The sequence below is a fragment of the Modestobacter sp. URMC 112 genome (genome assembly GCF_053502575.1).
The window spans coordinates 1,371,104-1,388,739 of sequence record NZ_CP199957.1 but is presented as its reverse complement, the minus strand read 5'-3'; the positions used below and the strand labels follow the sequence as shown (position 1 = coordinate 1,388,739).

The 17,636-nt window shown below is 73.8% G+C and carries 15 protein-coding genes; 1 reads left to right on the top strand and 14 read right to left on the bottom strand.

Annotation, left to right across the window (positions count from 1 at the left end; genetic code table 11):
• Positions 1-158: 158 nt before the first annotated feature.
• Complete coding sequence (locus ACWIX6_RS06620) at positions 159-752, bottom strand: antibiotic biosynthesis monooxygenase (protein ID WP_448616043.1); 594 nt, start codon at positions 750-752, stop codon at positions 159-161.
• Between the two features lie 165 nt (positions 753-917).
• Between ACWIX6_RS06620 and ACWIX6_RS06615 the strand changes: the two genes are divergently transcribed.
• Positions 918-1,781 (top strand): DNA-formamidopyrimidine glycosylase family protein, encoded by an 864-nt coding sequence (locus ACWIX6_RS06615; RefSeq protein WP_448616042.1) that lies wholly within the window; start codon positions 918-920, stop codon positions 1,779-1,781.
• A 131-nt stretch (positions 1,782-1,912) separates the two neighbouring features.
• Here the strand turns inward: ACWIX6_RS06615 and ACWIX6_RS06610 are convergent, their stop codons facing one another.
• From ACWIX6_RS06610 to ACWIX6_RS06550, 13 genes are all read right to left on the bottom strand, one after another.
• On the bottom strand, positions 1,913-2,761 hold the full coding sequence (locus tag ACWIX6_RS06610) for a PspA/IM30 family protein (protein WP_448616041.1): 849 nt from the start codon (positions 2,759-2,761) through the stop codon (positions 1,913-1,915).
• A gap of 115 nt (positions 2,762-2,876) precedes the next feature.
• Positions 2,877-4,529: a glycoside hydrolase family 13 protein gene (locus ACWIX6_RS06605; protein WP_448616040.1), complete on the bottom strand. Its 1,653-nt coding sequence runs from the start codon at positions 4,527-4,529 to the stop codon at positions 2,877-2,879.
• A gap of 125 nt (positions 4,530-4,654) precedes the next feature.
• Positions 4,655-5,917, bottom strand: coding sequence for an ABC transporter ATP-binding protein (locus ACWIX6_RS06600; protein ID WP_448616039.1), 1,263 nt, complete (start codon positions 5,915-5,917; stop codon positions 4,655-4,657).
• 51 nt (positions 5,918-5,968) lie between these two features.
• Positions 5,969-6,802, bottom strand: a complete 834-nt coding sequence (locus tag ACWIX6_RS06595) for a carbohydrate ABC transporter permease (protein ID WP_448616038.1) — start codon at positions 6,800-6,802, stop codon at positions 5,969-5,971.
• Complete coding sequence (locus ACWIX6_RS06590; RefSeq protein ID WP_448616037.1) at positions 6,802-7,764, bottom strand: carbohydrate ABC transporter permease; 963 nt, start codon at positions 7,762-7,764, stop codon at positions 6,802-6,804. Before ACWIX6_RS06590 ends, ACWIX6_RS06595 begins: the two co-directional genes overlap by 1 nt.
• On the bottom strand, positions 7,761-9,104 hold the full coding sequence (locus ACWIX6_RS06585; RefSeq protein WP_448616036.1) for an extracellular solute-binding protein: 1,344 nt from the start codon (positions 9,102-9,104) through the stop codon (positions 7,761-7,763). The genes ACWIX6_RS06590 and ACWIX6_RS06585 overlap by 4 nt, the downstream gene beginning before the upstream one ends.
• A gap of 120 nt (positions 9,105-9,224) precedes the next feature.
• Complete coding sequence (locus ACWIX6_RS06580) at positions 9,225-10,454, bottom strand: DUF4032 domain-containing protein (RefSeq protein ID WP_448616035.1); 1,230 nt, start codon at positions 10,452-10,454, stop codon at positions 9,225-9,227.
• A 121-nt stretch (positions 10,455-10,575) separates the two neighbouring features.
• Positions 10,576-11,346, bottom strand: coding sequence for a TetR family transcriptional regulator (locus tag ACWIX6_RS06575; protein WP_448616034.1), 771 nt, complete (start codon positions 11,344-11,346; stop codon positions 10,576-10,578).
• Between the two features lie 351 nt (positions 11,347-11,697).
• Positions 11,698-12,141, bottom strand: a complete 444-nt coding sequence (locus tag ACWIX6_RS06570) for a helix-turn-helix domain-containing protein (protein ID WP_448616033.1) — start codon at positions 12,139-12,141, stop codon at positions 11,698-11,700.
• A gap of 175 nt (positions 12,142-12,316) precedes the next feature.
• Positions 12,317-12,820, bottom strand: a complete 504-nt coding sequence (locus ACWIX6_RS06565) for a CinA family protein (RefSeq protein ID WP_448616032.1) — start codon at positions 12,818-12,820, stop codon at positions 12,317-12,319.
• Between the two features lie 16 nt (positions 12,821-12,836).
• On the bottom strand, positions 12,837-13,499 hold the full coding sequence (gene pgsA / locus ACWIX6_RS06560) for a CDP-diacylglycerol--glycerol-3-phosphate 3-phosphatidyltransferase (RefSeq protein ID WP_448616031.1): 663 nt from the start codon (positions 13,497-13,499) through the stop codon (positions 12,837-12,839).
• Positions 13,500-13,506: 7 nt separating this feature from the next.
• Positions 13,507-14,946: a MiaB/RimO family radical SAM methylthiotransferase gene (locus tag ACWIX6_RS06555; protein ID WP_448616030.1), complete on the bottom strand. Its 1,440-nt coding sequence runs from the start codon at positions 14,944-14,946 to the stop codon at positions 13,507-13,509.
• A gap of 117 nt (positions 14,947-15,063) precedes the next feature.
• Positions 15,064-17,598 carry a DNA translocase FtsK 4TM domain-containing protein gene (locus ACWIX6_RS06550; RefSeq protein ID WP_448616029.1) on the bottom strand — a complete coding sequence of 845 codons (2,535 nt, stop codon included), beginning with the start codon at positions 17,596-17,598 and terminating at the stop codon, positions 15,064-15,066.
• Between the last annotated feature and the right edge of the window lie 38 nt (positions 17,599-17,636).

Here is a 17,636-nt window from a genome sequence, read left to right as displayed (position 1 = left end):
TGGCTGAGCCGCGGGGGTCGCGGCGGGGCCGCGCGGCCGGGCGGCGGGGCCGCGCGGCCGGGCGGCGGGGCCGCGCGGCGTCTGGCTGAGCCGGGCAGCGTGCCGCGGCGCGGTCGAGCCGTGCGCGTCGCGGTTGCGCGGCGGTGTCGGCGACCGGCTCAGCCTCGGCGTCGGCGGGAGCCCTGCAGCCACGGCCCGAGCCAGCGGCTGAGCCGCGGCATGAGCACGCGCAGGGCGCTCACCACGTAGACCGCCGACAGCAGCAGCCGGAGGAGCCACGGCCAGTCGGCGACAAAGGGCATCGCGACCAGCTGGAAGCTCGTGGTGAACACCAGCACGACGGCGACAGTGAGGACCCAGCTGCGCCAGGCCGGCCCCGGCCTCGCCGGGACGGCGAAGAAGGTCTCCAGCCCGACGGCGCGGGCCACCCGCTCGTCCTCGACCAGCCGGCTCACCCGCTCCAGCGCCGCGCGCCGCTCCGGCGAGCGCTCCCACGCGGCCAGCGACGCGTCGTCGGCGAAGCGGTACACCAGGTGGAACTCGTCGCTGCCGGGCCCCGGCCGCAGCAGCGAGGACCCGAGGTGGCCCGCGAAGGTGGCGACCAGCTCCTGCACCTCGGCCGCCCACTGCTCGAAGGCCTCGCGCTGCTCGGCACGCACGACCCGCGCGACGGTGACCGTCACCGGCTGCGTCTCCGGGTCGGCGGAGGCCCCGGTCAGCCGGTCGGGCAGCTTGCGCAGTCGCGTCGTCACGTCCACGGGTCCCTCAGCGCTGAGCGATCGGGGGCTGTTCCCGGTGTCGTCGCCCTCACAGGGGACCGGCCGGGAGTCCGATGTGCGCCCAGGGCTGTCTCGTGGGCCGCGAGACAGCACTGCCCGCACGACGGCGGGGAGCAGGCCGGCCTCCGGACGGGGATCATGGACGACGTGCCCGAAGGAGACACCGTCTGGCTGGCGGCGAAGCGGATGAACACCGCGCTGGCCGGTGCCGCGCTGCGGCGCGGCGAGTTCCGGGTGCCCCAGCTGGCGGCCGTCGACCTCACCGGCGCCACGGTCACCGAGGTGGTCCCCCGCGGCAAGCACATGCTCACCCGGCTGGCCGACGGCCGGACGCTGCGCACGCACTACCGGATGGACGGCAGCTGGCACATCTACCGGCCGGGCTCCACGTGGAAGGGCGGCCCGGCGTACGACGTCCGCGCCGTGCTGGCCACCGACGAGTGGGAGTGCGTGGGGTACCGGCTGCACGACATGCGTCTGGTGCCGACGGCGCAGGAGTCCGAGCTGGTCGGCCACCTCGGCCCGGACGTGCTGGGCCCGGACTGGGACCTCGAGGAGGTGCTGCGCCGGCTGCGCAGCCAACCCGACGAGCAGATCGGCGTCGCCATCCTCGACCAGCGGAACCTGGCCGGCCCCGGCAACCTCTACAAGGTCGAGTCGCTGTTCCTGGCCGGTGTGCACCCCTGGATGCGGGTGGCGGACGTCCCGGACCTGGCCGGTCTGGTGGAGCGGGCCCGCACGCTGATGCTGGCGAACCGCGACCACCCCGAGCAGAGCACCACCGGCAGCACCCGCCGCGGCGAGGACCACTGGGTCGCCGGCCGCAAGGGGCGGCCCTGCCGCCGGTGCCGCACCCCGATCCTGCTCGGCGACCAGGGTCCGGACCTGCAGGAGCGGGTCACCTGGTGGTGCCCGACCTGTCAGGCCGCCACGAGCCCGATCGACCCCTCGGCCCGTACCGGGGAGCCCGGCCGCCCGCCGTCGCTGGCCAGCCGCTACTGAACACCGGAGCCCCGCCGCCCTGACGGACGACGGGGCTCCGCCCCGGTCCCCGCGCCTGCGAGGCGTGGGTCAGGCCTCGTCCCGAGGCTCACCCCGAGCGTGCGAGGGGTGAGGAGGACGAGGTCCTTCCGTCACTGCTCCGGGCGCTCGGCGGACGGCTGGGCAGCCGGCTGGGCGACCGGCTCACCCGGCTGCGCGTCGGTGCCCTGACCAGGGCCGAGGGCACCGGCCGCCGGGGTGCCGGTGACCGCGGGGGTGCCCCCGGACATCCCGGACCGGATCTGCTGCAGCCGCGAGGCACCCGCGACGTCGAGGGTGGCCTTCTGCACCTCGAGCATCCGGCCCTCGACCGAGGTCTGGGCCAGCTCGGCCTGACCGAGGGCGTTGGCGTAGCGGGCCTCGATCTTGTCCCGGACGTCGCCCAGGCTCGGTGTGTTCCCCGGCGCGGAGAGCTCGTTCACCGACCGCAGCGAGGCGGACACCTGCTCCTGCATCTTGGCCTGCTCCAGCTGCGAAAGCAGCTTGGTGCGCTCGGCCAGCGTGGTCTGCAGGCGCATCCGGCTCTGCTCCACCGCCCCCTTGGCCTGCTCGGCGGCCTGCAGCGCCTCGTCGTGGCTGCGCTTGAGGTCCTCCATGGACTGCTCGGCGGCGACCAGCTGGGTGGCGAAGGCCTGCGCGGCGTCCTCGTACTCGGCGGCCTTCGCGACGTTGCCCGACGCCCGGGTCTGGTCGGCGAGGACCAGGGCCTGGCGGGCGGAGGCCTGCAGCTGCTCCACCTCGCCGAGCTGGCGGTTCAGCCGCATCTCCAGCTGCCGCTGGTTGCCCAGCACGGCCGCGGCCTGGTTGGCCAGCGCCTGGTGACGCTGCTGCTCGGACTCGATCGCCTGCTGGATCTGCACCTTCGGGTCGGCCCGCTGGTCGATCTGGTTGTTGGCCGAGGCGGTGAGGTACTTCCACAGCTTCACGAACGGGTTGGGCATGGCTCCTCCTGTCCGGCGCCGCGTCCCGCCGGCGGCGGCGACCACGACCCGGGAACGCTGTCCGTGCCATCGTCCCAGGCGGTTGCCCGGAGCAGCCACCGCGCCGCCGCCGGGGTCACCCGCGCAGGCGTAACCAGGCCGCCGTGTCCGCCGGGAGCTCCCCGTCCGTGGGGCCGCTGGCCAGGAGGACGACGCCGCTCGCCGGCAGCTCGACCGGCCGGTCGCCGAGGTTCACGACGCAGCCGAAGTCCGGTCCTCGCCGGAACGCCAGCACGTCTGCACCGCCGTCGAGCCAGCTCAGCGGGGCCTCGTGCAACGCGGGCAGCGACCGCCGGAGGCGGAGCGCGCTGCGGTAGAGCGACAGGGTGGAGCCGGGGTCGTCCCGCTGCACCTCGGCGGTGAGGTGGGCCCACTCCGGCGGCTGCGGCAGCCACGGCGACACCCCGTCGTCCGTGAAGCCGAAGGGCGGGACCCGGCCGGACCACGGGAGGGGCACCCGGCACCCGTCCCGGCCCCGGGCGGTGTGCCCGGACCGCTCCCACGTGGGGTCCTGGAGCGCGTCCTCGGGGAGGTCCTCGACCTCGGGCAGCCCCAGCTCCTCCCCCTGGTACAGGTAGGTCCCGCCCGGCAGCGCCAGGGTGAGGAGCGCGGCGGCCCGGGCCCGCCGGAGCCCCAGGACGGGGTCGGCGGGCGCGGCGGCGGTGTCGAAGCCCATGGTGGCGGCCCGGCTGTCGGTCCGGCCGAACCGGGTCGCGTGCCGCGTCTCGTCGTGGCTGGACAGCACCCAGGTGGCCGGCGCACCCACGGGCTCGAGCGCGGCCAGCGTCGCATCGACGACCCGCCGCAGCTCGGTGGCCTCCCAGGGGCACTTGAGGTAGTCGAAGTTGAACGTCGTGTGCATCTCGTCGGGCCGCACGTACCGGCTGAGCCGCTCCGGGCCGTTCACCACCGCCTCGGTGACGAACAGCCGGTCGCCGTCGTACTCGTCGCCGATCCTCCGCCAGCGACGGAGCACCTCGTGAACGGAGTCGACGTCCCAGTACGGGCTGTCCACCCACGAGCTCGACTCGAACAGCGCTCCGGGCCCGTGCCCCGCATCGGGGAGGCCGGCGGCCTTGGCCATGGCGGGCACCGCGTCGATGCGCAGCCCGTCGACCCCCCGGTCGAGCCAGAACCGCAGGATGTCGTCGAAGTCCCGCCGGACACCGTCGTGGTCCCAGTCCAGGTCCGGCTGCTGGGGCGCGAAGGTGTGCAGGTACCACTGCTCGCCGGTCCCGTCCGGACCGGTCACCCGGGTCCAGGCCGGCCCGCCGAAGGCGCTGATCCAGTCGTTGGGCGGCTCGCTGCCGCCTGCCCGGCCGTCGCGGAAGAAGTACCTCGCCCGTTCCGGGGAGCCGGGCCCAGCCGCGAGCGCCGCCACGAACCACGGGTGGTGCTCCGAGGTGTGGTTGGGCACCAGGTCGGTGATGACGCGCAGCCCGGCGCGGTGCGCCTCCTCCAGGAGGGCATCGGCCTGGCCCAGCGTTCCGAACCGGGGGTCGATGTCGCAGTACTCGCGGACGTCGTAGCCGCCGTCGGCCATCGGGGACGGGTACCACGGGGTGATCCAGAGGGCGTCCACCCCGAGGTCGGCCAGGTACGGCAGGCGGCGCCGCAGCCCACCGATGTCGCCGACGCCGTCGCCGTCGGAGTCGGCGAAGCTGCGGAGGTACACCTCGTAGATGACTGCCGTGCGCCACCACGGGCGCTCCGCGTCGGCGGAGGTCACGGACGACGTCCTCCTCTCCCGGTCAGCGGGGCACCGGTCCGCCCCGGGCCGGGACGGCACGACCGACCCCGGCCGTAACCGACGACGACCGGGGTCGGACGCTGCGGGGTTGCTGTTCCGGCGTCTCAGGCGGCGCCCGCGCGACGCTCGGAGACCCGCGCCTTGGCCTCCTCGACCTGCTCGACCCGGTCCTCGGCGGCCATCCGGGTCAGCGCGGCCCCGGCCTCGGCGTCCCGGGTCAGGTTCTCACCGGTCGCCGGGTCGAAGACGTGCACCTTCCGGCTGTCGAGCCAGAAGTCGGCCTCCCGGCCCTCCCGGATCCGGCTCGTGGCGTCGATGGAGACGATCGCCTGGGTGCGCAGCTCCTCGGCGTCCAGCTCGCGGGACAGGTCGCGCAGCTGGTTGCGGATGGCGTCGGGTGCCTCGTAGGGGATGTAGGCGAACTGGGAGTCGCCCAGCCACTCGGTCACGTCCACCCGGGCCCGGAAGACCGATCCCAGCGGGCGCTTCGCCTCGTCGACCAGCGACGCGTCCTCGAAGTACTCCGGCCGGATGCCTACCATGAGCAGGTCCTTGCCGCGGACGGCCGCCGCCCGGCGCTCGTCGAGCCGGATGTCGCCGAACGGCGTGCTCAACGTGTCGCCGTTGACGCCGGCCGGCAGGAAGTTCATCGGCGGGGACCCGATGAACCCCGCGACGAACAGGTTGACCGGCTGCTCGTAGAGCTCCCGGGGCGAGGCGACCTGCTGGATCTTGCCCTTGCGCAGGACGCAGACCCGGTCGCCCAGGGTCATGGCCTCGGTCTGGTCGTGGGTGACGTAGACGGTGGTGATGCCCAGCCGGCGCTGCAGCCGGGAGATCTCGGTGCGCATCTGCCCGCGCAGCTTGGCGTCCAGGTTGGACAGCGGCTCGTCGAAGAGGAAGGCCTCGGCCTGCCGGACGATCGCCCGCCCCATCGCTACCCGCTGCCGCTGGCCGCCGGAGAGGTTGGCCGGCTTGCGCTCCAGGTGCTCGTGCAGCTCCAGGACGTCGGCGGCCTCGGTGACCCGGCGGCGGACCTCGTCGTCGGAGGTCTTGGCCAGCCTGAGCGGGAAGGCGATGTTCTCGTACACGGTCAGGTGCGGGTAGAGCGCGTAGTTCTGGAAGACCATCGACAGGTTCCGCTCGCGCGGCGCCTTGTCGTTGACCCGCTTACCGCCGATGACCATGTCGCCGCTGGTGATGTCCTCCAGGCCGACGATCATCCGCAGCAGCGTGGACTTACCGCAGCCGGAGGGGCCGACGAGGATCATGAACTCCCCGTCGGCGATGTCCAGGCTGACGTCGTTGACGGCCGGGAACCCGTCCCCGTACTGCTTGACGATGTTCTTCATCTCGATGGAGGCCATCGGTCTCGTTCTCCTCGATCAGTCGGGCGGTGAGTCGGGTGGGAGGGCGGGTCAGCCCTTGACGGCACCGTTGGTCAGGCCGGCGACGATGCGCCGCTGGAACAGCAGGACCAGGAGCACGACCGGGATGGTGACGATCACCGCGGCGGCGGCGATGGCCCCGGTCGGGTCCTCGAACTGCGAGGCACCGGAGAAGAGCCCCAGCGCGGCCGGGACCGGACGCGACGCGGACGTCGAGGTCAGCGAGATGCCGTAGACGAAGTCGTTCCAGGCGATGAAGAAGGCGATGATCGCGGTGGTGAACACCCCGGGGGCGGCCAGCGGGACGATGACCTTCCGGAACGCCTGCCACGTGGTCGCGCCGTCGACCTGCGCGGCCTGCTCCATCTCCCAGGGGATCTCCCGGAAGAAGGCCGACATGGTCCAGATCGAGATCGGCAGGGTCAGCGACAGGTACGGGATGATCAGCCCCGGCCAGGTGTCGTAGAGCCCGATCTGCCGCCAGACGTTGAACAGCGGCGTGACGATCGAGATGACCGGGAAGATGGCCACGGCCAGCGCGGTGGACAGCACCAGCTTCTTGCCGGGGAAGTCCAGCCGGGCGATCGCGTAGGCGGCGAACATCGACAGCAGGCAGGAGATCGCGGTGGCGATCAGGCAGATGCCGAAGGAGTTCCGCAGCGCCGGCAGGAACAGGTCACTGGCCGTGCCGGTCAGGATCGTCGAGTAGTTCTCACCGGAGAAGATGGTGGGGAGGAAAGAGCCGTTGGCGATGTCGGCCGGCGCCTTGAACGACAGCGACACGATCCAGGCGATGGGGAACAGGCAGTAGAAGACGATCAGTACCCCACCGACCATCCACCAGATGCGCTCTCGGCGCGACATCAGTTGTCCCCCCTCGTCCCGGCCAGGTCGACCTTGAAGCCCTTGATGAACAGTGCGGCGATGAGCACGACGGCGAGGAACAGGAGCACCGACACCGCCGAGCCCAGCCCGATCTCCAGCCGGGCGATGGTCTGGCGGTAGGCCAGGAAGGACACCGACTCGGTGCTGTTCGCCCCGCCGGTCATGACGAAGATGCTGTCGAAGACCCGGAAGGCGTCCAGCGTGCGGAACAGCAGGGCGACCATGATCGCCGCCTTCATGTTCGGGATGGTGACCTTCCACATCCTCTGCCACCAGCTGGCGCCGTCGACCTTGGCCGCCTCCTGGAGCACCTCGGGCACCTGGGCGAGACCGGCCAGCAGGAGCAGCGAGATGAAGGGCGTTGTCTTCCAGATCTCGGCCAGGCAGACGACCAGGATCGACGTGCCGAACTCGCCGAACCAGTCGGTGTCCGCCGCGACGCCGGGCAGCCAGGCGAACCAGCTGTTGACGAACCCGGTGTTGATGTCGAAGGCGAACTGCCAGGCGAAGGCCGAGACGACGGTGATGACCGCGTAGGGGATGAGGATCGCCGCCCGGACCACCGGCCGGATCGACGACAGCGCCTTGGCCATCACCAGGGCCAGCGCGAAGCCCAGCACCAGCTCGACCGCGACGGTGATAACGGTGATGAGCACCGTGACGCCGATCGCGGTCCACCACAGCTGGTCGGTGAGGATGACCAGGTAGTTGGTCAGCCCGGTGAACGACCGGTTGTCCGGGTCGGTGAGCCGGTAGGAGAACAGGGAGTCGTAGACGGCCTGCAGGATCGGATAGGCGGTGACCAGGAGCATCACCAGGAACGCCGGTCCGGCCAGCAGCCAGCCCAGCTTCCGCTCGGCCCGGGACCGGTCGCTGATGCCGCCCTTCGGCGCGGAGACCGGCTGGGTCTTCTCGACCGGTGGGAGGGTGGTCTGGGTCATAGCAGCTGCTCCCCTGCCAGGACGGAACTGATGAGTTCGGTGGCCTGCTCACCGGTCTTGTCCGGAGTGACCGACGACGGCGGGTGGTAGGTGCGCTGGATGCCCCCGGAGACCTCGCTGTAGTACGCGGTCTGCGGGCGTGAGGCGGCGAGCTCGAGCGACTCGCGGATGACCGGGGCCATCGGGAAGACCTCGAGGACCTCCGGGTCGTCGTACACGGCGGTGTCCGACGCCGGGTTGCCGTTGGTCGTCATGTAGTACGCCTGGTTCTCCGTGGTCGTGATGCACTCGGTCGCCGCGTAGGCGAGGTCCGGGTGCAGGGAGGAGGCGCCCACCGCGAGGTTGATCCCGCCGTAGGGCGGCGCCGCCGGCTCGTCCTCGACCACTCGCGGGTAGACCGCCCAGCCGTAGTCCTCGGGCACCGAGGCATCCATCGTGCCGGCCTCGACGGCGGACAGGGCGCGGCCCCAGACGAAGGGCCAGTTGACCATGAAGCCGGCCCCCTCGCTCTCGAAGCCGACGACGTTGGCGTCCTCGCCGGCCGTGGAGAACGCCGGCCCGGTGACGCCGCTGTCGGCGACCATCTGGATGACCTCGGCGGCCCGCCGGCCGGCCTCGGACGTCAGGCCGAGCTTGGTGTCGGCCGGGTCCTCGGTGCTCTCCTCGATGATCGAGCCGCCGGCAGACTCGACCAACGCGTTGACCCAGACGGTGAGTGCCTCGGCGCGGATGCCCTGGGCGCCCAGCGTCGTCCCGGTCTGCTGCGCGGCCTGCACGATCTGCTCCCAGGTGACCGGCTGGGTCATGTCCAGCCCGGCCTCCTCGGCGACGGACTTGCGGTACCAGAGCAGCTGGGTGTTGGCCCAGAACGGCACGGCGACCAGCTCGTCGTTCCAGGTCGAGCCCTCGATCGCGGACTCCACGACGTCCTCGGTGACGCGCTGCTCGACCTCGTCGGGGACGTCGGCGAGGAAGCCGGCCTCGGCGAACTCGGGTATGTAGGGCGGGTCCAGGCTCATGATGTCGATCGAGGTGTCGTTGGCGGCGAGCCGGCGGATGAGCTGCTGCCGCTGCTCGGAGGACTCCCGGGGCAGCTGGGCCACCGTGATGGTGTACTCCCCGCCCGCGGCCTCGGTGCAGCGCGCGGCGATCTCGGCCTGACCCCCGGAGTCGGGGTTGATGTACCAGGTCAGGTTCGGTGTGCCCCCACCGCCGTCCCCGCCGCACGCGGCCAGCATCGAGGTCAGGACGGCGGTCGCCGCGCCGGCTGCCAGCGTGCGCCGGGCGCGCCGGATCCGGCCCCGATCCGATCGCCTGCCCCCGCGTCCGTGTACGTCCACCGGCATGGTCTCCCGTCGTCGGCGGTGACAGGCAGTCACCGCAGTGCAGGGAGCGTGGCCCCGTTCACAGGGGCTGTCAACCGGAGCGAAATCCGTGCGTTACCGACCTCCGGCCAGGGCTCAGGACCGGTCGGCGAGGGCGGAAGGCGTGGTCAGTTCCTCCGGCGTGGCGGGCAGCACGGTCTCGACGTAGGAGCGCGTCGCCGCCGTCGTCCCGACGTCCCGGCCGGCCTTCTCGGACAGGAACCACCGGTGCTCCAGCACCTCGTGGAAGACCTCGGCGGGCTCCAGCCGGCCGACCAGACCGGTGGGGATCGCGTCGACGACCGGCTGGTAGACCTCGGCCAGCCATCGGTGGCCGGCGACGGTGTCGGGCACCGGCCGCCCGCTGCGCTGCTCCAGGTAGGCGCGGAAGGACCGGATGTCGTTGAGCAGCCGCCGGGCCTGGTTCTCCCCGACCTCGAGACCGGTGAGCCGGAACAGCTCCCGCCGGTGGTGCCCGGGCTCGGCCACCCGGGTCTCCACCCGCAGCCGGGCGCCGTCCTCGGAGGTGACCAGCTCGACCTCGTCGACGTCGAAGCCCAGGTCGTTGAGGCGCTGCAGCCGCTCCGCGACCCGGTAGCGCTGCTCGTCGGGGCGGAAGACCTCCTCGCGGGTCACCTCGTCCCACAGCGCGTCGTAGCGGGGCCGCAGGCTCTCGGCGACCTCGATCGGGTCGATGCCGGGTGGCAGGAGTCCGCCGGCGCGCAGGTCCATCAGCTCGGCCCCGACCCGCTCGTAGGCGAGGTCCAGGTCGTAGGCGCGCTTGCGGCCGGAGATGCTCGGGTGCCGCTCGACGGTCTCGGCGTCCACCAGGTAGGCCGCGAAGGCGCCGGCGTCGAGGCGGAACAGCGTGTTGGACAGCGAGCAGTCGCCCCAGTAGACGCCGGCCAGGTGCAGCCGGACCAGCAACGCCACCATGGTGTCCATCAGCCGCTCCGCCGAGTCCGCGCCGCGGCGGCTGGAGAACAGGTAGCGGTAGGACATGGAGTACTCGAGGTAGCGGGTGACCAGGACGGCGTCCTGCCCGCCCGGGCGGTCCACGCAGATCCCGACCACCGACACCGACGGCAGGCCCTCCTCCTCGAAGTCGCCGAGGAGCGCGTACTCGTGCCGGGCGAGCGGCTCGGCGATCTCCTTGAGCGCGTAGACCCGCCCGTCGTGGGCGGTGAAGCGCACGACGTGCCGGGAGATGCCCCGCTGCGGCACGTCGATGAGCACGCTGGACGGCCACTCCTCGAGCGGGGTGTCCCAGGGGAGGGCGAGCAGTCCCGCCGCGTCGGCGGCGGGAGGGCGGAAGAGGTACCTCATGGCGCGCTCCGTGGGGTCGCCGGGTGGTCCCCGCCGGCGCGGACGGCGACGGACCCGCCCGTGATCGTACGGCCGGCCACCGCCGGGCGCGGACGGCGGCGGACGGCGGCGGGCGGCGCGGTCAGGCCTGCAGCATCCGGGTCATCTGGGCTGCCTGCTGCGCGCGCTCGGCGGGGTTCCCGGGCTGCAGCACCAGGCCGAGCAGCCAGCGGCCGAAGACCTCGGCGGCCACCCGGGTGAGGCCCAGGGCCGTCCCGAGCGCGACGGCGATGTCCGCCCAGCGGTCGGCGTCCGTGGTGAGCATCCGGGCCAGCGTCTCGGGCTCGGTCTCGGCCAGCCGGCGGAGCACCGGGTGGGCGCCGACCTCCTCGGCCAGCGCCGGTACCGCGACGGTCAGCGGCAGCTCGGTGGCCAGGGCGGCGAGCCGGTCCAGCTCGTAGGCCAGCAGGGCGGCGGCGACGTCGTCCTTGGTGCGGAAGTGGTTGTACAGCGTGGCCTTGGCCACCCCGGCCGCGGCGGCGACGTGCTGCATGGTGGTCCGGCGCAGGCCGCGCTCGGCGAAGGCCGCCCGGGCGCCGGTGAGCAGGCCACGGCGGGTCCGGCTCATCGGGCCGGTGGGCCGGGCGGGGCCGCCGGCGCGCGGGGCGCGGGCGGCGGTGGGCCGGGGTGCCGGCACCGAGACGGCCAGCGCGGGGACCGGGTTGGTCATCTGCACGCCGGCCGGCGGCGGGGTGGACCCGGCGCCCGGGGGAACCGGCGCGGTCACGTGCTGCCCCGCCGGCGCGTCCCCGGAGTCCGCGACGCCCACGCTCCCCGGCCCCTCGGGCTGGGCCGAGGAGGGCACGGGCGGCCGGGACAGCGACGGGAAGGAGTACCCGGTGGTGGCTGGCATGCACTCTGTGTCCCATCCCGGTAGCACCGGGTCAAGGACGTCGGCCGCACAGCGTGATCGTGTCGCGCGACCAGCCCCACCGGCCGCACCCGTCGCCCGCGGCCCCGACGCCCGCGGAGACCCCACTGCAGGGGCCCGCCGCGAGCTCGCGAGGCCGGCCACCCTTCAGGGGCGCGCCGAGCCTGCGAGGCGTGGGGGGCAGCGGTCAGGCCCCGTCCTCGAGGCCCCGCTGCAGGGGCCCGCGCCGAGCCTGCGAGGCGTTGGGGGGCAGCGGTCAGGCCCCGTCCTCGAGGCCCCGCTGCAGGGGCCCGCGCCGAGCCTGCGAGGCGTGGGGGGCAGCGGAGTCCTTCCTCAGGCGGCGAGGCAGACGGCGCCGCCGCGCGGGGCGGCACCGCGCGCCGGTCGGCTCCCGACCAGCGCCAGCGCGGGCTCGGCAGCGGTCGGAGCGGCAGCGGGCTGCTCCGCGGCCGGCGCGGCGGCGTCCCCGGCGGTCTCCACCGGCACCGTCGCCTCCCGGACCACCCGCTCCCCGGCCACCGAGCGCACGGGCTGCCGGGCCGGGGCGGCCGTGCGCAGCTCCAGGCTCACCTCGGCGAGCAGGTCGGCCAGCTCGACGTCCAGGGCGTCGCAGATCGAGGCGAGCAGCTCCGAGGACGCCTCCTTCTGGCCGCGCTCGACCTCGGAGAGGTAGCCCAGGCTGACCCGGGCCGCGCCGGAGACGTCGCGCAGCGTGCGGCGTTGGCGCAGCCGGTGCCCGCGCAGGGTGTTCCCGAGCTGGGTCCGCAGCAGCGTCATGGCCGTCTCCCGTCCTGTCCTGCGAGCCGTCCTGCCGGCTGTGCCCCGAGCGGGCACACCCGGGGCGACGAGCGACTCCACCGAGCACCGCCGTCCTCCGGCCGTACCGAGGGACGTCGTGTGCTCACCGTACGCGGGGGGCAGCTTCCCGGCCGGGCGGCCCGGCTGCGTCCGCTCATGGCGTAACGCCGCCCGGGGCGGCCCCGTTCCCGCCCGTCATCCGCGCCAGGAGGGCGGCGCAGGCCGCCTCGACGGCGCCGGCGCGGACGGCGGCCCGGTCCCCGGGCAGGTCGAGGACCACCACCTCGGTGGCCCTCCGATCGCTGACGCCCAGGTACACCCGTCCGGGGCCGTGCCCGTCGACGGGGTCCGGCCCGGCGACCCCGGTCAGCCCGACGCCCCAGGTGGCCGCGCACCGGGTGCGGATGCCCTCGGCCAGCGCGGCGGCCGTCGGCTCGCTGACCGGGCCGTGCTCGGCCAGCAGCCCGGCGGGCACGCCGGCCAGCGCCGTCTTCAGGTCGGTGGCGTAGACGACGGCCCCGCCGCGCAGCGTGGCACTGGCCCCCGGGACCGAGGCGAGGGTGGCGCAGAAGAGGCCGGCGGTGAGCGACTCCGCGGCCGCCACCGTCTCCCCGCGCGCGAGGAGCGTCTCGTGCAGCTGCCGCACCGGGGAGGTCACGCGGCGCCGGTCCCGGTCACGCCGCCGTGTCGGTCCGGTCGCCGGAGCCGCGGCCGGCGCGCCGGGCCGCCGCGGCCTTCATCGCCCGCGCGCTGGTCCGGCGCAGGGTCAGCGCCCGGTACACGTAGTCGATGCCGGTCAGCACGGTCAGCACCAGGGCCGCGCCCATCACCCACCACCGCGCCGAGGCGAGCAGCCCCGACAGCGGGAGGATGTAGAGCCCGATGGCCAGCGCCTGCAGGACGGTCTTGGCCTTGCCGCCCCGGCTGGCCGCGATGACCCCGTGCCGGATCACCCAGAAGCGGAGCAGGGTGACGCCGACCTCGCGGACCAGGATGGTGAGCGTCACCCACCAGGCGAGCAGGCCGAGCACCGACAGCCCGATCAGCGCCGTCCCGGTGAGCGCCTTGTCGGCGATCGGGTCGGCCAGCTTGCCGAACTCGGTGACCTGGTTGCGGCGGCGGGCGATCATCCCGTCGTAGCGGTCGGTGATGATCGCCAGGGTGAAGACCAGCGTCGCCCAGCCGCGTCGGGCCTCGTCGGAGCCGTCGCCGGACATCAGCAGGACGGCGAACAGCGGGACGACGGCCAGCCGCAGCACCGTGAGCGCGTTGGGCAGGTTCATCAGGCGCACGGTCGTCGGCGGGGTGGCCGCCGGGTCGGGCGCGACCGAGCTCATGCCGGGCTCAGCGTCCGGCCGGGAGCAGCGCCGGGACGAGCGCGGTGGCCAGCAGGTCCACCCCCACGGTCCCGGTGACCTCGGCGGGCACGACCTGCCCGAGGACGGCGTCGGCGGGCACCCCGCTGACCAGCGTCGTGCCGTCGGCGTCGGGGTCCTGGTGCGCGGCGTGCCCGGTCCAGGTGCCCACCCCCTCCTCGGCGGAGAGGTCCTCGGTCAGCAGCACCTCCACCCGCTCGCCGATGCGCTCCTCGGCCCGCTGGGCGGTGAGCTGCTCGACCAGGTCGGTGACCCGCCGGACCCGGGCGTCGATCTCTGCCTGGTCCAGCTTCCCGGGCAGGCCGACGGCCTCGGTGCCCTCCTCGTCGGAGTAGCCGAAGACCCCCACGGCGTCCAGCCGGCCCTCGGTCAGGAAGCGCTCCAGTTCGGCGACGTCGTCCTCGGTCTCGCCGGGGAACCCGAGGATGACGTTGGTCCGGAAGCCCGCCCCGGGCGCGAGGGCGCGGGCGCGCTCGATGATGCCGAGGAAGTCCGCGGTGCCGCCGAAGCGCCGCATCCGGCGCAGCAGGGTCGGCGACGAGTGCTGGAAGGACAGGTCGAAGTAGGGCGCGATGCCGGGGGTGGTGGCGATGACGTCGAGCAGCCCGGGACGCATCTCGGCCGGCTGCAGGTAGGCCACCCGCACCCGGGCGATCCCCGGGACGGCGGTCAGCTCGGGCAGCAGCCGCTCCAGGCTCCGCAGGTCGCCCAGGTCCTTGCCGTAGGAGGTGGAGTTCTCGCTCACCAGCACCAGCTCGGTGACGCCCTGACCGGCCAGCCACCCGGCCTCGCCGAACACCTCGGCCTGCGGGCGGGAGACGAACGCGCCGCGGAAGGTGGGGATGGCGCAGAACGCGCACCGGCGGTCGCAGCCGGACGCCAGCTTCAGCGCCGCGGACGGGCCGCCGGCCAGCCGGCGCCGCTTCAGCCAGTCGTGCCCGGGGATGGCCGGCGCCGCGGCCGCGGCCGCGGTCCGCGCGACCGGGCTGATCGGCAGCAGCGTGCGCCGGTCCCGGGGGGTGTGCGGGACCAGCGGCCGACCGGTCAGGACGTCGTCGAGCCGGTCGCCGATGGCCGCGTAGTCGTCGAAGCCGAGGACCGTCGCCTCCGGCAGCGCGCCGGCGAGGTCGGCGCCGTAGCGCTCGGCCATGCAGCCGACCGCGACCACCCGGGCACCGGTGTCCCCGGCGGCCAGGATGGCGTCGACCGAGTCCTTCTTGGCGCTGTCGATGAAGCCGCAGGTGTTGACCAGGACGGCGTCCGCGCCGTCGGCGTCCTCGACCAGCTCGTAGCCGTCGCCGGCCAGCCGGCCGGCCAGCTCCTCGGAGTCGACCTCGTTGCGGGCGCAGCCCATGGTGACGACGGCGACCCGGCGAGGGGAGGGAGGAGGGGCGGGCAGAGCTGGCACCTGCCCATCCTAGGTGACGGACTCCGCTGCCCCCCGCCCGGAAAGGAGTCCGGTCCGACCCTGCTGCAGCGGCCCGCGCCGAGCCTGCGAGGGGTGGGGGGCAGCAGGGTCCTCTCCCTACGCCTCGACGCCGGCCCCGCCGCGCAGGGTGAACATCACCGACTCCAGCTCGTCGGGCTTCACCAGCACGTCGCGGGCCTTGGACCCCTCGGAGGGCCCGACGATGCCGCGGCTCTCCATCAGGTCCATGAGCCGGCCGGCCTTGGCGAACCCGACCCGCAGCTTGCGCTGCAGCATCGAGGTGGAGCCGAACTGGCTGGTGACCACGAGCTCGACGGCCTGGACGAGCAGCTCCAGGTCCCCACCGATGTCCTCGTCGATCTCCTTGGCCTCGCCCGCCGCGGCGGTGAAGACCTCCTCGCGGTACTCCGGCTCGGCCTGCCGCTTGGTGAACTCGACGACGGCTTCGATCTCGGTGTCGGAGACGTAGGCGCCCTGCAGGCGGGCGGGCTTGCCCGCGCCGATCGGCATGAAGAGGGCGTCTCCCATGCCGATCAGCTTCTCCGCGCCCGGCTGGTCGAGGATGACCCGGCTGTCGGTGAGGCTGGAGGTGGAGAACGCCAGCCGGGACGGCACGTTGGCCTTGATCAGGCCGGTGACCACGTCGACGCTGGGCCGCTGGGTGGCCAGCACCAGGTGGATCCCGGCGGCACGTGCCTTCTGGGTGATCCGGACGATCGACTCCTCGACGTCGCGCGGCGCGACCATCATCAGGTCGGCGAGCTCGTCGACGATGGTGAGGATGTAGGGGTAGGGCGTGTAGACCCGCTCGCTGCCCGGGGGCGCGGTGATCTCCCCCCGCTCGACCTTCTTGTTGAAGTCGTCGATGTGCCGCACGCCGGTGGCCCGCATGTCCTGGTAGCGCTGCTCCATCTCCTCCACCAGCCAGGCCAGCGCGGTGGCGGCCTTCTTGGGGTCGGTGATGATCGGCGTGATCAGGTGCGGGATGCCGTCGTAGGGCGTGAGCTCGACCATCTTCGGGTCGATGAGGATCATCCGGAGCTGCTCCGGGGTGGACCGCAGCAGCAGCGAGGTCAGCAGCGAGTTGATGCAGCTGGACTTGCCGGCGCCGGTGGCGCCGGCGACCAGCAGGTGCGGCATCTTCGCCAGGTTGGCGCAGACGAAGCCGCCCTCGATGTCCTTGCCCAGCCCCACCAGCATCGGGTGCGGGTCCTGCCGGGCGACCTGCGAGCGCATCACGTCGCCGAGGCTGACCGTCTCGCGGTCGGTGTTGGGCACCTCGACACCGACCGCCGACTTGCCCGGGATGGGGGCCAGGATCCGGATGTTGTCGTTGGCCACCGCGTAGGCGAGGTTCTTGGTCAGCGCGGTGATCTTCTCGACCTTGACCGCGTTGCCCAGCTCGATCTCGTACCGGGTCACCGTCGGGCCGCGGGTGAAGCTGGTGACGTCGGCGTCGATGTTGAACTGCGTGAGGACGCCGCGGATCGCCTCGGTGACCACGTCGTTGGCCTTGGACGATGCCCGCGGCGGCGTGCCCGGGCGCAGCACGGTGAGCGGGGGCAGCGTGTAGTCGCCCTGGACCGGCTGGATGGCCAGCTGGACCGGCTCGTCGATCGGCGGCAGCTCCTCCGGCGCCGCGGTCCGGTCGACCACGGGCGGCCGGCGCAGCTGCACCGGCTCGGGGGGGCTCTGCAGCACCGCCTCGTCAGCGTCGTCCAGGGCCGCGGTGTCGACGACGCCGGTGTCCAGCGTGTCCTCGACCGCGGCGGCCTTCCGCCCCCGCCGGCCGCGCGGCGCGGGTTCGGGCTCGGGCTCCTCCTCGACGTCGAACAGGTCGTCGTCGTACTCGTCGTCGTCGTAGTCGTCCTCGTCACGGCCCAGGGTGCGGTCCACCCAGCCGCGCAGCCGCTCGGGCACCTGGTGCACCGGGGTCGCGGTGACCACCAACAGCCCGAAGGAGGCCAGCAGCACCAGCAGCGCCACCGCCACGACGGCACCCAGCCCCGCCTCCAGGGGCGTGCCGACCAGCCAGCCGAGCAGGCCGCCGGCGCCGGTGCGCCCGTCCGCCGGCGCGGCCTGGGGTCCGACGACGTGGGCGGTGCCGAGCACGGCGGCCCCGACGCACAGCCAGCCGATGATCAGCCGGCCGCGGGCCTCCGGCCGCGGCGGGTGCCGCAGCAGCCGGACGGCGACGAGGAAGAGGACCACGGCCAGCACCATGACCAGGGAGCCGATGGCCCACCGCACGCCCTCGGTCAGCGCGACCCCCACCGGGCCGATGCCGTTGGTCCACGCCGCGGCGCCGATGACGATGGCCAGCCCCAGCACGGCCAGCCCGACGCCGTCCCTGCGGTGCTCCGGCGCCAACGGCTCGTTCTCGTCGGGACGGGCGACCGAGCGGGCCAGGCCGCCGGCGCCGCGGGCCAGCAGCGACCAGGTCCCGGCAGCGGCGCGCCAGGCACCCGCGCTGAGCGAGGACTGCTTGGGCTTCGCGGCGGGGCGACGGGCCGCGGTGGACCCGCGGGTGGCGGGGGGTCGCTTCTTCGAGGCGGTGGCACCCGAGCGGGGACGCGCTGTGCCGCCGCCACGCGCCGGCCGCCGGTTCGACGTCGTCGCGCGTGCAGGCATGGGTCGACGGTAGCCGCGGGACGCCGGTCGCACAGTCA

Coding starts and splice junctions, on each gene's coding strand:
- ACWIX6_RS06580 (WP_448616035.1), bottom strand. CDS start 10,454: ATGAGGTACCTCTTCCGCCCTCCCGCCGCCGACGCGGCGGGACTGCTC.
- ACWIX6_RS06570 (WP_448616033.1), bottom strand. CDS start 12,141: ATGACGCTGCTGCGGACCCAGCTCGGGAACACCCTGCGCGGGCACCGG.
- ACWIX6_RS06575 (WP_448616034.1), bottom strand. CDS start 11,346: ATGCCAGCCACCACCGGGTACTCCTTCCCGTCGCTGTCCCGGCCGCCC.
- ACWIX6_RS06595 (WP_448616038.1), bottom strand. CDS start 6,802: ATGTCGCGCCGAGAGCGCATCTGGTGGATGGTCGGTGGGGTACTGATC.
- ACWIX6_RS06600 (WP_448616039.1), bottom strand. CDS start 5,917: ATGGCCTCCATCGAGATGAAGAACATCGTCAAGCAGTACGGGGACGGG.
- ACWIX6_RS06610 (WP_448616041.1), bottom strand. CDS start 2,761: ATGCCCAACCCGTTCGTGAAGCTGTGGAAGTACCTCACCGCCTCGGCC.
- ACWIX6_RS06550 (WP_448616029.1), bottom strand. CDS start 17,598: ATGCCTGCACGCGCGACGACGTCGAACCGGCGGCCGGCGCGTGGCGGC.
- ACWIX6_RS06615 (WP_448616042.1), top strand. CDS start 918: ATGGACGACGTGCCCGAAGGAGACACCGTCTGGCTGGCGGCGAAGCGG.
- ACWIX6_RS06590 (WP_448616037.1), bottom strand. CDS start 7,764: ATGACCCAGACCACCCTCCCACCGGTCGAGAAGACCCAGCCGGTCTCC.
- pgsA (WP_448616031.1), bottom strand. CDS start 13,499: ATGAGCTCGGTCGCGCCCGACCCGGCGGCCACCCCGCCGACGACCGTG.